The organism is Luteolibacter sp. SL250, from assembly GCF_026625605.1.
Classification (GTDB): Bacteria; Verrucomicrobiota; Verrucomicrobiia; order Verrucomicrobiales; family Akkermansiaceae; genus Luteolibacter.
On record NZ_CP113054.1, the window covers coordinates 435,354 to 447,904 of the forward strand.

A 12,551-nucleotide genomic window follows, 5' to 3' on the forward strand; every position below is an offset into this window, starting at 1 on the left:
CCATGCTTCGACAGATCGCCCCCCTCTCCCTGCTTGGCCTGCTTTCCGCCCCTGCCGCAACCATCAGTTTCCAGGAAGGTGTCGGACCAACCGTGGGGTATGATCATATTTCCAAGGACATCCGGAGCTCGCCAGCCACCAACAACGGCGCGCAGACCCTTGTGGGCAACCAACCGGCCGGAGTGGGCAAGATCCGCACCCTGATGTCATTCGGCCTGTCGGCGATTCCGGCTGGATCGACCATCAACAGCATCAGCCTCACCCTTGTCACCGACAACCAGGATCAGGGAGGGACCATGGCCGGTGTCGGCATCGTCAATCTGCATGAGGTCATCCCTGGTGGCATCGCCGCCAACAACATGACCGATGGTGCGACTTGGGCGAATTGGTCCACCAACGACACGTGGACGACGGTGGACGGAGGCGGTGACTACAGTCCGACGGCTTTGACCTCTTCCACACTCAACGATGCGAGCGGCAACGGCAAGCTGGAGTGGGGGGAAACCGCCGTCTTCTCGACGACCACGGCCTTTGTCGCTGCGGCATAGGCAGCATTCGACGCAAACCTGCCACTGGAGTTCATCCTCATCGCCCCCACAGCCGAGGCGGGGACCTCCAGCCAGAATTTCTTCCGGTTCGTCTCGGACAACCACACGACCACGAACCTCCGGCCGCTGCTGGTGATCGACTACACCGTTCCAGAGCCATCCACGGCGGCGTTCGCATTGCTTTCCGCGGGATTGCTCGCCCGGCGGAGCCGCCGCCGGTGATTCATCCTCCGGTTCCCGAGCGGACGATCCGCAACATCGCTTCCAGCTCCGTGATGATGCGGGCGAGCTGCGGGAAAATCCACGGCTCGCGGTGGAGGGCGGGGTCCGTGTGTGTCGGGTTGATCTCCGGCAGCCGGAACTTCCCGAGCCGTTCCAACCGGGCCTCCGCGGATGAAGGCAGCACGCCTGTTTCCTCCCATGCGATGAGGTCGCCGTAGCCGCCGGAGCAGAGTGCCTTGAACTGATCCAGTGCCTCCGGGTGGAGTGTCTTCCGGTTGTCCAGGTGCAGCACGATGACGGAGAGTGCCTGGGTGATGCGCTGGTTGCCGTTGGCCAGGGCAGCCGCCTGCTGGAGCCCGGCCTGCTGGTTCTTGGGATCCGCGATCATCCGCTTGAGTGAGGAAAAGACGTCCGTGTTGGCGGACTCCGCGGCTTGGATGGCCTCCACCAGCGGTTCGTCATGGGGGCCGCCGTCCCGCAGGCGGTCCACGGTGAGCTGCAGGTAGGACCGGTTCGCGTGGAGCGCCTTTTCCATGATGCGGGGGAAACGGCTGCGCTCCCATGCGGGCCAGAAAATCAATGCGGCCACCAGCGCGAGGATGCCGCCGAACAGCGTGCTGCCCATCCGCTCCAGCGTGAAGGCCAGCGTGACCGGTTGGTGCGACTCCATCAGCAGCACCACCATCAGCGTGATGAAGACCACGGCGATGCCGTAGCGCCGCTTCTGGAAAAAGCCGAACAGGGCGATGGTGACAGCGATGGCCGCCAGCACGACCGGCTTCGGCGGGTGCAGCCAGAGGATGCTGCTGGCGATGAGGCCGCCCGCCAGCGTGCCGGACACCCGCTGGAACGCCTTTTCCCTCGTCGAGCCGAAGTCGGGCTGGAGCACGACCAGCATGGTGAATGGCACCCAGTAGCCGTGGGGGAAGCCGCTGAACTTGAAAAAGACCACGCCGATGAGGGCCAGCATGACCGCGCGGAACGTATGCCGGACCAGCGCGGGGTCCGGCTTTCCGGAGAAGTTGAGGCTGGCGGCCAGCGGACGCAGCGCCAGCGTGCGGAGATCCTGCAACTCCATCGGGAACGCGGCCCGAGAGTCCGTGCGGTCCATCGTTTTCCCCAGCGCATCCCGGACGATGGGCAGTTGCTCCTCGATCTTGAAAAGGAGGTGCGCGAGATGGCGGGATGCCGCCGGGTCCTCGATCTGGGAGAGAAGCCGCGCGCGGCTGGCGGCCAGCAGTTGCTCCAGCCGCTTCATCCGCACTTCGAACAGGTTCCACTGTGACGCCTGCCGTGACACCACGGCCAGCGCGACGGAGCGGACCAGGTTCGTCAGGGAGTCCAGGGCCGGGCTCATGCTCTGGGAGATGGATTCCATCCGCCCGTCGTCCGGCAGGGAACGGAATGCCGCCTTGAAAGCGATGATCCGGAAGCCGAGGCGGACGGCGGCGATGTTGAGCAGCTCCAACTGCCGGAGCATGCCGCCGGAGGTGTGCTTCGCCGCGTGCAGCGTCGCCTGGGTGCGGTTCAGCGTGGCACGCAGCTCCACCTCCCGCTGGGTGATCGCCTCATCTCCCGTGCTGCGTCCGGGCGCCATGGCCTCCAGCAGGTCGGCGAGGGCTATCCAGCTTTCCGCGACCGTTCGGCGGAGCGGGTGCTGCGGATGGATCGGCCACAGGATGACCTGGAGCAGCGTGCCGAAAAGGGCACCCGCCAGCGTGGCGGTGACGGGATTCAGGGTAGCGCCGCCGGGACCGGCCAGCGGTGGTGCCAGGGAGATGAAGAACAGCAGGCTGCTGGAGACCGCCAGCCCCGGTCCGTAGTCCGTGCTCAGGTGCCGCCAGCAGCCGCCCAGCGCGACGACCACCGCCGTACCCAGCAGGGCGACCAACAGGCTCGACACCCCGGGAACCGCCAGTGATACCGACAGCGTGAGGATCACGGATATGGCGAGTAGCAGCCCCAGCCGGAGCGAGTAGCCGCCACGCACATCCACCAGAGCGATCGTGTTCGCCGCGATGCAGGCGTGCACCGGGTCCATCCGCACCCATCCCGCGGAGGTTGCGATCAGCGGGATCATGAAGGCCACGGTCGCGCGGATCGCCCGGTTCAGGTCCGGTGACATTGATTCCCTTTCGAGGAAGCCAGCCAGCGATTGCCTCAGATCTTGGATGCCCATTTCCTTTCCCACCCCAGCCTGAACCACAATCCGTTGGGCGCAAGGGGGGAATCCGGGCGATACTTCCGTAACAAGTCGGGACTTGACCCTGAGGCTCCCACGGTGCCTGCTGCGCGCCTTCCTTTCATGAGCGGCCACCCATGCATTCCCGGCGCTCCACACCTGTCCGGCGGCGGACAGGTCGGTCCCCCGTGACCGGATCATGATGATTCCGCATCCGGACCGCCTTGGTCCGGTCTCCTTGTTTCCGCGGACATGCGTCCGCCACTCTCCCATTTTACCGAAGAATCATGTTTTCCAATTTGTTCCAGAAGAAGCGCGGCACGTGGAAGGACGACGCGCTGGCCGGCCTTACCACCGCGTTCGCGCTTGTCCCCGGCTCCATCGCCTTCGCCTTTGTCGCCGGTGTGCCACCCATCTCCGGCCTCTACGCCGCGTTTCTCATCTGCCTCATCACGGCGGCCACCGGTGGCAGGCCGGGGATGATTTCCTCCGCGGCGGGATCGCTTGCCGTGGTGATGGTCGCGCTGGTGGCGGAGGGCAACCGCCGTGGCGGTGAGGGCGCGGGATTCGAGTATCTCCTGCTGGCCGTCGTGCTGATGGGCGTGATCCAGGTCATCATCGGCGCGCTGAAGCTGGGCCGCCTGATCCGGCTGGTGCCGCATCCGGTGATGATGGGTTTCGTGAACGGCCTCGCCATCGTCGTGTTTCTGTCCCAGCTCAAGATGTTCCGTGAGCGTGACGGCGCGGTGGTGGGAGACTGGCTGCAGGGCGCGCCGCTGCTGGTCATGTGCGGGCTGGTCGCGCTGACCATGGCCATCGTCTATGTGCTGCCCCGGTTCACGAAGAAAGTGCCGTCGTCGCTGGTGGCCATCATCGTGGTCAGTCTGGTCGCTGCGTTCGGCATTTCCACCCAGACCGTCGGTGACCTTTCCAGCGTGAAAGGCGCCTTCCCCACGCCGCACCTCCCGAAGGTGCCCTGGACATGGCACACCTTCGCCTTCGTCCTGCCCTATGCCTTCATCCTCGCGCTGGTGGGACTCATCGAGACGCTGATGACATTGCAGCTCATCGACGAGATCACGGAAACACGCGGCAAGGGAAACCGCGAGGCGCTCTCGCTCGGCGCGGCGAACATCATCACAGGCTTCTTCCGCGGCATGGGTGGCTGCGCGCTGGTGGGTGAAAGCCTCATCAATATCGGGTCCGGCGGGCGTGGCCGCATGTCCGGCGTCTTCGCCGCGCTGGCGCTGCTGGTCTTCATCCTGTTCGCCTCACCGCTCATCGACCGCATCCCCATCGCCGCGCTCACCGGCGTGATGTTCGTGGTGGTCATCGCCACGTTCGAGTGGTCCACCTTCCGGACCATCGGCAAGGTGCCGTTGAGCGACATCCTCGTCATTGCCGCGGTGACCGGCATCACCGTCTGGCAGGACCTCGCCATCGCGGTCATCAGCGGCGTGGTGCTGTCCGCCCTGGTCTTCGCCTGGAAAAGCGCGAAGCACGTCAGGCTGTCGGTCGTGAAGGACACCGACGGAGAACGCATCTATCAGCTCGAGGGTCTGCTCTACTTCGGCTCCGTGCGGGACTTCGCAGAGCGGTTCAAGCCTGCCGCGGACCCCGCGCGGGTGGTGGTGGACTTCCACCAGGCGCGCGTTTGTGACATGTCCGCGCTGGAGGCCATCCGCGCGCTGGCGGAACGCTACCGGAAGATCGGCAAGACGCTGGAGGTGCGCCACCTTTCCCCGGACTGCCGGCGCATGCTCGCGGACGCGCAGGGTCTGATGGAGATCTCCGTCGCGGAGGATGATCTGGAGTACCTCGTCGCGCGCATTGCGGGCAAAGCTTAAGCCGCTGGGAGCGCCGGTCTCCAGACCGGCTTGGCAGATACAGCGAATGCAGGAAGAGCCGGTCTGAGGACCGGCGCTCCCAGTGCTCACGCGGATATCCCCGATGAATGGAACCGCGCCCGGTACTCCGCCGGGGTGATTTTCAACTGGCGCATGAACGACCGGCCCATGACGTCGGCACAACTGAAGCCACACGCCGCCGCGATTTCCTTCATGCCGTGGGTGCTGCGTTCCAGCTTCCGCCTAACCGCCTCGATCCGGATCTCCTCCACATACTGTGCCGGGGATTTGCCGATCTCCCGGGTGAACACGCGCTGGAAATTCCGTTCGCTCATCGCCGCCCGCGCGGCGAGCGCCGGGATGGAAAGGTCCGCGGAAAGATGCTCCAGCATCCAGATCTGCAGGTCCCGTAGTGGACGGTGCTCCGTCATCTGCTCCTGCAGGGAAATGCTGAACTGCGCTTGGTTTCCCGGCCTGCAGAGAAAGACGACGAGCTGCCGCGCCACCTCCAGCGCCACCTTCCGCCCATGGTCCTCCTCGACCATGGCCAGGCTCAGGTCGATGCCGGAGGTCGCGCCGGCGGAACTGTAGAAGATGCCGTCCTTCACCCAGATCGGGTCCGGCTCCACCTTGATCTCGGGGAACTCCTCCGCGAGCTGCCGCGCATACGCCCAGTGGGTCGTCGCGCGCCTGCCGTTGAGCAGCCCGGCCTCCGCCAGCAGGAACGCACCCACACAGACGGAACCGATCCTGCGGCTATCCTTCGCCTGCCGCTTCAGCCACTTCAGCAGCGGCGTCGTCGCCCTGCTCGCGCCGACTCCCAGTCCGCCCGGAACCAGCAGCGTGTCCACCTTCCCCTTCATCAGAGAGTAGTGCATGCCGCTGCGGATGTGCATGCCATGCATGCCCTCGAGCTGTTCCTCCGCTTCCGTCGAGATGTAGTCGATCTGGTAGCGGCGCTCCTCCGGCAGCAACTGGTTCGCCGAGCTGAAGACATCCACCACTCCGGCGACATCCAGCTCGCGGACCTTCGGATAAAGCAGGATCACGATGCGGCGGTTTCCGGTGACGGGGTTCATGGCAGCGACCTGTATGGCTGCACGATCCGTTCCTTTCCTTCAATCAAATCTCCCGCCGGTCCGGCAAATCGTGCCATCGCAGGTTGGCAGGAATCGTCGGCTCCTTGTCGTTAACGCCGCGACCTATCCGGGATAAGGTATGTGCATATCAGCAAGCGGACACACCGCACGGCTGAAACGAATCCACCAACGACCAACCATATACGACCATGAGCAGATTCACCACCAGCGACGGCACCGAGATCTATTACAAGGACTGGGGCACCGGACCCATCGTCACCTTCAGCCACGGCTGGCCGCTCACTGCGGACGCCTGGGAGGCGCAGATGTTCTTCCTCGCCTCGAACGGCTTCCGGGTCATCGCCCATGACCGCCGCGGCCACGGACGCTCCAGCCAGCCATGGGACGGCAACGACATGGACCACTACGCGGATGACCTTGCCGAGCTGTTCGAACACCTCGATGTGAAGGACGCCGTGATGGTCGGCCATTCCACCGGCGGCGGGGAGGTCGCCCGCTACATCGGCCGCCACGGCACTTCCCGGGTGAAGAAAGCGGTGCTGATGGGTGCGGTGCCACCCATCATGGTGCAAAGCCCAAACAACCCGGGCGGCATCCCGCTGGAAGTGTTCGACGGTTTCCGCACCGCCTACCTCGCGGATCGCGCCCAGTTCTTCCTGGATGTGGCCAGCGGGCCGTTCTTCAACTTCAACCGTCCGGGCGCGAAGGTTTCGGAGGGGCTCATCCGGTCCTGGTGGACCCAGGGCATGATGTCCGGCCACAAGAATGCCTACGACTGCATCAAGGCATTCTCGGAGACCGATTTCACGGAGGACCTGAAGAAGTTCGACGTGCCGACCCTCATCATCCACGGCGATGACGATCAGATCGTGCCCATCGCAGGCTCCGCGCTGCTTTCCTCCAAGCTGGTCCCGGATGCCACGCTCAAGATCTATCCCGGTGGTTCCCACAGCCTGGGTGACACCGCGAAGGACGAGCTGAACCAGGACCTGCTGGAGTTCGTCCGTTCCTGAGATACCGAGTCCGGATTAAGGCCGGGCCCTCCGTGTGGAGTGCTCGGCCTTTCTGGCGACGGTGAGATGAATGACGGATTGATGTGGGAAAATGGATTTTGTAACTGTCATCAATCCCATTATCCCATCATGAGATATTCCATCATACTCACCTTGCTTGCCGCCGCCATGCCTTTGGCTGCCGAAACACAATCGTATGATGTGGTGGTGGTGGGTGGCAGTTCGGGGGGGATTGGTGCGGCCATCGGCGCGGCCCGGCTGGGGGTGAGCGTCGCGCTGGTCGAGGACACGCCGGTCCTCGGCGGCATGATCTCGAACGGCATCTCGAACATCGACAGCTATTCGTATGAATCGCAGTGCGGCTTGTTCGAGGAATTCCGGGAGGAAGTCAGGAAGCACTATGAGCCGCTGTTCGGGAAGGATCCGTTCTTCAAGCTGGGCAACGGCATGCCACCGCACATCAACGGCAGGTCGTTCGCCGCGCACGAATCCCTGCGTGGGGGCAGATGGGAACCGCATGTGGCGGACGCCATCCTGAAGAGGAAGGCGGCGGAACTTCCCAACCTGAAGATCTTCTACAAGCGCTTCGCCACGAAGGCGGTCATGGAAGGCAACCGCATCACGGGTGTTGCCACGGAAACGGATGCCGGCGAGCCGATCCTGTTCACCGCGAAGGTGGTGGTGGATGCGACGCATGAGGCGGATGTCGCCGCCTCCGCGGGTGCCCCGTTCCGTAAAGGCCGGGAGGCGCGGTCCGCGCTGGAGCCGCATGCCGGGAAAGTGCACTTCTTCAACCACACGGGCGAATTCCTCCCCGGCAGCACCGGGGAAGGGGATGAGGCGATGGTTTCGTCCGGCCTCCGCCTCTGCATCAAGAACTACCCGAAGGAAGCGGGGGAGGCGCATGTGATGACCGAACCGCCGCCCGGCTACGCGAAGGAAAAGTACATCCACTCCGCCTACCGGGGGACGCCGGGCGTGCCGCATGGCAAGTCCGAGATGAACACCAACCCCATCGGCAGCGAGCTGCAGCTCATCAACTGGAACTGGGCGGAGTCCGACCGGGCGGGACGGCGGAAAATCTACGAGACCTACCGTAACAACGCGCTCGGTTTCCTCTACTACCTCCAGCATGAGCGCGGCTTCAGGCACCTCGGGCTGCCGGATGACGAGTTCAAGGACAACGGCAACGTGCCCTACCGCATCTACATCCGCGAGTCCCGCCGGATCGAGGGGGACGACCTGATGACGGAGGCGGACATCAATCCTTTCATCAACGGCAACGGGCTGATCCCGCCGCTGAGGAAGAACAGCATCGGCATCGGGGAGTATCCCATCGACTCGAAGCCCGTCCGACCGAAGAGCGACCTGACCACCCCGGACAAGGGGGAGGGGGACTTCTATCTGGTGAATGCCTCGATTGCTTTCCAGGTGCCGTATGGATCGCTGCTGCCGCAGAAGACCGAGGGCTTGCTGGTCCCCGTGGCGCTCTCCGCCACCCATGTCGCCTTTTCGTCCATCCGTATGGACCCCACGTGGATGTCCCTCGGTCAGTCCGCGGGCATCGCCGCCGCCATGAGCGTGAAGAAAGGGACGCCGCCACGCATGCTGCCGCTGGAGGAACTGCAGAAGGAGATGGTCGGGCAGAAGCTCAAGATCGCCTTTTATTGGGACGTGGAGGGCACCCACCCCGCGTTCGCGGAGATCCAGTTGCTGAGCGCGAAGGGCGTGGTCGATGGCAATGCCGACCGCTGCTTCCGTCCGGACGAACCGCTCACCCGCGCGGAGGCCGCCCGCTTCATCTTCCGCGCCTTCGGGCTATGGACGAGCGTGAGCAACGTCCACTTCACGGATGTCCCGCACACCCATCCGGCGTTCCGGGAAATCGAGACTCTGTTCGACAACGGGGCGATGCCGGTTTTCGGCATTGACGCCCTGTGGCCGAAGGAAGGTGGCTATGATGCCAAACAGCACAGCGGCTTCCGTCAGAAGAACAACATCGGTGAGTTCAAACCCGACCAGCCGGTGACGGAAGCCGAGCTATCCGCCCTCATCGGGTGGTTCAAGGGCCGCACCAACCAGTCCGACCGCGGCGACCGCGCACCCTTGCTTGCTCCGTCGGAGGCGCCAGCCATTACCCGTGGGGAGGCGTGCCGGACGATCCTCGCCGCGTTGCCGACCGCTCATTCCGCGAAATGACTATTGATGGAAGGTTCGGGCATCCGCACACATGACTGACTGAAGCCGTCGCTGCTGCTTTTGCCGAACAAATCTCCGGGATGGGCTCAGAGCTTCAATCGACACCCTCACTTACGAGTAATTTTATAAACTCGAGGAAATCCTGATTGAGCTGATCCATTTTGCCCGTGGGTTTGGCAGATCACCGCCATGGCCTGCAACCGTTCAAGAGGGCTGCGATTTTTCCAAGGATTCTCCCGATCCCGGAAATCCTTGAGGCTTCTTTTGGCGAAGACCTTTTCCACGATCCGAATCTAACCGGCGGACGGGAAAATGAACAGGGCCAAGTTGCAATGAAAACGGGCGTCCCCGTTGGAGGACGCCCGTCTGGTTGACAGAAATGTAAGCTGGATCAGCGCAGGAACGCCTCGTGGAGGCCGCCATCGACGGTGATGACCTGGCCGGTCGTCTTGCTCAGGCGGTTCGTGATGAGCAGGAAGTAAGCCTCCGCCTGGTCGGCCGGGGTGATCGGTGCCTTGGTCAGTGTGCGGTCCGCGTAGAACTGGGCCAGCTTGCTGACCAGTGACTCGGTCGCCTCGTCATCCGTGTAGGAGATGTCGTATTTCGCGAGCGAGCCGATGACGCGGTCGCGCGGGAACATGGCGGAACCCTGGACCACGGTCGCGGGAGCCACGCCGTTGACGCGCACCAGCGGGGACAGCTCGATCGCCAGCTCGCGGACGAGGTGGTTGGCGGCGGCCTTCGAGGTGTCGTAGGCGAGGGAGCCTTTTTTCGCCACCGCGGCGTTGGCGGAGGTGGTGAGGACCAGGTTGCCCTTGAGGCCTTGCTCCTTCCAGGTCTTCGCGGCTTCGTCGGCGACGAAGTAGGAACCGGTGACGTTGATGTTGAAGGTGAGCGCCCACTTGTCATCCGGGATGTGACCGGTGGTGTCGCTCGGCACGAAGATGCCCGCGGTCACCGCGATGTGGTCGAACCCACCGTAGGCGAGGGCCACCTGGTCCAGCATCGCGCGGATGCTGGCGCGGTCCGTGATGTTCGCCGCCAGGCCGATGGCCGGGCCGCAGTCGGAAACACCGCTGCCCGCCACGCCGATGCCGAGGCCATACTTGTCGGTGATCTCCTTCGCGGTCGCCTTCGCCGCATCCTCATTGAGGTCCACGCAGACGATGTGCGCGCCTTCCTTCACCAGGCGGTGGGCGGTTTCCTTGCCGATGCCGGAACCGGCGCCGATCACGATGATGACCTGGCGGGCCAGCTCCTTCTCGGCGGGCATGCGCTGGAGCTTCGCTTCCTCAAGCAGCCAGTATTCGATGTCGAAGGCCTCCTGCTGCGGCAGGGCGATGTATTCGTCGATCGCCTCCGCACCGCGCATCACTTCCACCGCGCAGTTGTAGAACTCCGCGGTCACGCGGGACTCGGACTTGTCCTTGCCCCAGGCGATCATGCCCAGACCCGGGATCAGCACCACGGTCGGGTTCGGGTCGCGCTGGGCGGGGCTGTTGCTGTGCTTGCAGTTGTTGTAATAGGTCGCGTAGTCCTTGCGGTACTGCTCCAGGCCGGCGGCGAGCTTGCTCTTGAGGGCGGCGGCATCTTCCGTCTGCGGGTTCCAGTCCACGTAGAGCGGCTTGATCTTGGTGCGCAGGAAATGGTCCGGGCAGGACGTGCCCAGCTCTGCGAGGCGCGGTGCGTCCGCGGAGTTCACGAAGCGCAGGATCTTGTCGTCGTCCTGGATGGTGCCGATGAAGCGCTTCTGCTGGGAAACCTGGCCGCGCAGCCATGGCAGGATCTTCGCGAAGGCGGCGCGTCGCTCCGCCTCGGGCAGCGTCTGGTATTTCTGACCGCCGAAGGCTTTCGCGTCGCCGCCCTTCGCCTGGTACTTGTCTTCGATGTATTGCGCCGCCTTTTCGATGAACTCCAGCGTACGGATGTAGCAGACCTTCTCGTCATCATCCCAGGAGATGAAGCCGTGCTGGCCCATCATGATCGCCTTCACGCCGGGGTTGGCCTTTTCGATCTCCTGCATCGCGAGGCCCAGCTCGAAGCCCGGGCGCATCCATGGCACGTAGTCCATCTCGCCGCTGAAGATCTCCTTGGTGAGCTGCTGGCAGTTCTTCGACGCGGCGATGGAGATGATCGCGTTCGGGTGCATGTGGTCGACATGCTTGCCGCTGAGGAAGGAGTGCAGCGGCGTGTCGATCGAGGACGGGCGCGGGTTGAGGTTGAAGGTCGTGTGGGAATACATGCCGACCATTTCGTCCTCCGCCGGGGACTTCAGGCCCTTGTCCGCGCGGGCGGCATATGGTCCCTGCAGGCCGATGAGCTTGTCCTGGTAGAGGGAGGAGAAATTCTCGCGCTTCGAGGTGCGCAGGTCGCCGCCGGAACCCTTCACCCACAGCACTTCCACGTCGCCACCGGTGAGCGGGTCCTTCTCGATGAGTTTCGAGGAGGTGTTGCCACCGCCGGTGTTGGTGATGCGCTGGTCCGCACCCAGAATGTTCGAGCGGTACACCAGGCGGCCGACGGGATCGAGGGTGGCGGCGTGAGCGTCATCCCACGAATAGGAGACGTGCTTGAAGTTTTCGGGTTTGGACATGGCGGTTTGGTTTCGTATTGACGTGAGCGGGATTGGCCCGCAAAACGAAGGAAATCAAGCAAATTCCCACAAATTCCCACATGCTCGCCGCCGAAAGACAACGCCGCATCCTCGAAATCGCCCGCAAGAACGGGACGGTGAGGACCACCGAGCTGGCCGGGGACTTCGAGGTCACGGAGGAAACGATCCGCCGGGATCTGGACTTCCTCGCCCGTGTGGGTCATCTGCGCCGCACCCATGGCGGAGCCATGGACTCCACCGTGGCGCTGGGGGAGCTGTCGCTTTCGGAGCGGGAGTCGCGGCAGCTTGAGGAAAAGCTCTCCATCGGCCGGGAGGCTGCGACTTTGGTGAAGGAAGGGGAGACGCTGCTGTTGGACGCCAGCACCACGGCGCTGGAATTCGCGTCGCAGCTCCCGGACGGGGTGCCGCTGCGGGTGGTGACCTATTCCATCGCGGTGGTCGAACGTCTTGCCACACGGGAAGCCATCGAGCTGATCGAGTTGGGCGGCACCTACGAACGCCGCGGGCGGAGATTTTCCGGCATGCTGACGGAGGCCGCCCTGCGGATGCTGCGCATCGACCGCTTCTTTTTCTCCGGTGGTGGATTCGACCCGAAGCTGGGCATCGGCGAGCCGAACCCGGACCAAGCGCGCTTCAAGAGGGCCATGCTGGAACACGCGCAGTGGTCCTGCGCCCTGATCGACTCCACCAAGCTCGGCGCTCCCACCGACCACTTTTTCGCGAAGCCGGAGGAACTGCACGCGATGATCACGGACAAGGGCGGCAGGTCCTACGCGAAGAAGCATCTCATCACGCCTCCCTACGAACTGCACTTCGGAAAGTAATG

General features: G+C 63.9%; 9 protein-coding genes. 5 read left to right on the forward strand and 4 right to left on the reverse strand.

Going from position 1 to position 12,551, the window contains the following annotated elements:
- Window positions 1–2: 2 nt before the first annotated feature.
- Window positions 3–548 (forward strand): hypothetical protein, encoded by a 546-nt coding sequence (locus tag OVA24_RS01985; RefSeq protein WP_267672971.1) that lies wholly within the window; start codon window positions 3–5, stop codon window positions 546–548.
- A 223-nt stretch (window positions 549–771) separates the two neighbouring features.
- Here OVA24_RS01985 and OVA24_RS01990 read toward each other — a convergent pair whose 3' ends face one another.
- Entirely contained in the window at window positions 772–2,895 is a 2,124-nt protein-coding gene (locus OVA24_RS01990; RefSeq protein ID WP_267672974.1) for an FUSC family protein, read from the reverse strand.
- Window positions 2,896–3,239: 344 nt separating this feature from the next.
- Here OVA24_RS01990 and OVA24_RS01995 point away from each other — a divergent pair, with 344 nt between their 5' ends.
- Window positions 3,240–4,799 (forward strand): SulP family inorganic anion transporter, encoded by a 1,560-nt coding sequence (locus OVA24_RS01995; protein WP_267672976.1) that lies wholly within the window; start codon window positions 3,240–3,242, stop codon window positions 4,797–4,799.
- An 86-nt stretch (window positions 4,800–4,885) separates the two neighbouring features.
- Here the strand turns inward: OVA24_RS01995 and OVA24_RS02000 are convergent, their stop codons facing one another.
- Window positions 4,886–5,878: a GlxA family transcriptional regulator gene (locus OVA24_RS02000; protein WP_267672999.1), complete on the reverse strand. Its 993-nt coding sequence runs from the start codon at window positions 5,876–5,878 to the stop codon at window positions 4,886–4,888.
- 209 nt (window positions 5,879–6,087) lie between these two features.
- Between OVA24_RS02000 and OVA24_RS02005 the strand changes: the two genes are divergently transcribed.
- Window positions 6,088–6,912: an alpha/beta fold hydrolase gene (locus tag OVA24_RS02005; protein WP_267673001.1), complete on the forward strand. Its 825-nt coding sequence runs from the start codon at window positions 6,088–6,090 to the stop codon at window positions 6,910–6,912.
- Between the two features lie 129 nt (window positions 6,913–7,041).
- Window positions 7,042–9,111: an FAD-dependent oxidoreductase gene (locus OVA24_RS02010; RefSeq protein WP_267673003.1), complete on the forward strand. Its 2,070-nt coding sequence runs from the start codon at window positions 7,042–7,044 to the stop codon at window positions 9,109–9,111.
- A 107-nt stretch (window positions 9,112–9,218) separates the two neighbouring features.
- Here OVA24_RS02010 and OVA24_RS02015 read toward each other — a convergent pair whose 3' ends face one another.
- Both OVA24_RS02015 and OVA24_RS02020 read right to left on the reverse strand, forming a co-directional pair.
- Window positions 9,219–9,395 (reverse strand): hypothetical protein, encoded by a 177-nt coding sequence (locus OVA24_RS02015; protein ID WP_267673005.1) that lies wholly within the window; start codon window positions 9,393–9,395, stop codon window positions 9,219–9,221.
- Between the two features lie 107 nt (window positions 9,396–9,502).
- Complete coding sequence (locus OVA24_RS02020) at window positions 9,503–11,704, reverse strand: bifunctional rhamnulose-1-phosphate aldolase/short-chain dehydrogenase (protein WP_267673006.1); 2,202 nt, start codon at window positions 11,702–11,704, stop codon at window positions 9,503–9,505.
- 80 nt (window positions 11,705–11,784) lie between these two features.
- Between OVA24_RS02020 and OVA24_RS02025 the strand changes: the two genes are divergently transcribed.
- A complete protein-coding gene (locus tag OVA24_RS02025) occupies window positions 11,785–12,549 on the forward strand; it encodes a DeoR/GlpR family DNA-binding transcription regulator (RefSeq protein ID WP_267673008.1) in 765 nt (254 codons plus the stop codon).
- Window positions 12,550–12,551 lie beyond the last annotated feature (2 nt).

What these genes read in the sequence shown, in the direction of transcription:
- OVA24_RS01985 (WP_267672971.1), top strand. Translation starts at nt 3, where the DNA reads ATGCTTCGACAGATCGCCCCCCTCTCCCTGCTTGGCCTGCTTTCCGCC.
- OVA24_RS01990 (WP_267672974.1), bottom strand. Translation starts at nt 2,895, where the DNA reads ATGTCACCGGACCTGAACCGGGCGATCCGCGCGACCGTGGCCTTCATG.
- OVA24_RS01995 (WP_267672976.1), top strand. Translation starts at nt 3,240, where the DNA reads ATGTTTTCCAATTTGTTCCAGAAGAAGCGCGGCACGTGGAAGGACGAC.
- OVA24_RS02000 (WP_267672999.1), bottom strand. Translation starts at nt 5,878, where the DNA reads ATGAACCCCGTCACCGGAAACCGCCGCATCGTGATCCTGCTTTATCCG.
- OVA24_RS02005 (WP_267673001.1), top strand. Translation starts at nt 6,088, where the DNA reads ATGAGCAGATTCACCACCAGCGACGGCACCGAGATCTATTACAAGGAC.
- OVA24_RS02010 (WP_267673003.1), top strand. Translation starts at nt 7,042, where the DNA reads ATGAGATATTCCATCATACTCACCTTGCTTGCCGCCGCCATGCCTTTG.
- OVA24_RS02020 (WP_267673006.1), bottom strand. Translation starts at nt 11,704, where the DNA reads ATGTCCAAACCCGAAAACTTCAAGCACGTCTCCTATTCGTGGGATGAC.
- OVA24_RS02025 (WP_267673008.1), top strand. Translation starts at nt 11,785, where the DNA reads ATGCTCGCCGCCGAAAGACAACGCCGCATCCTCGAAATCGCCCGCAAG.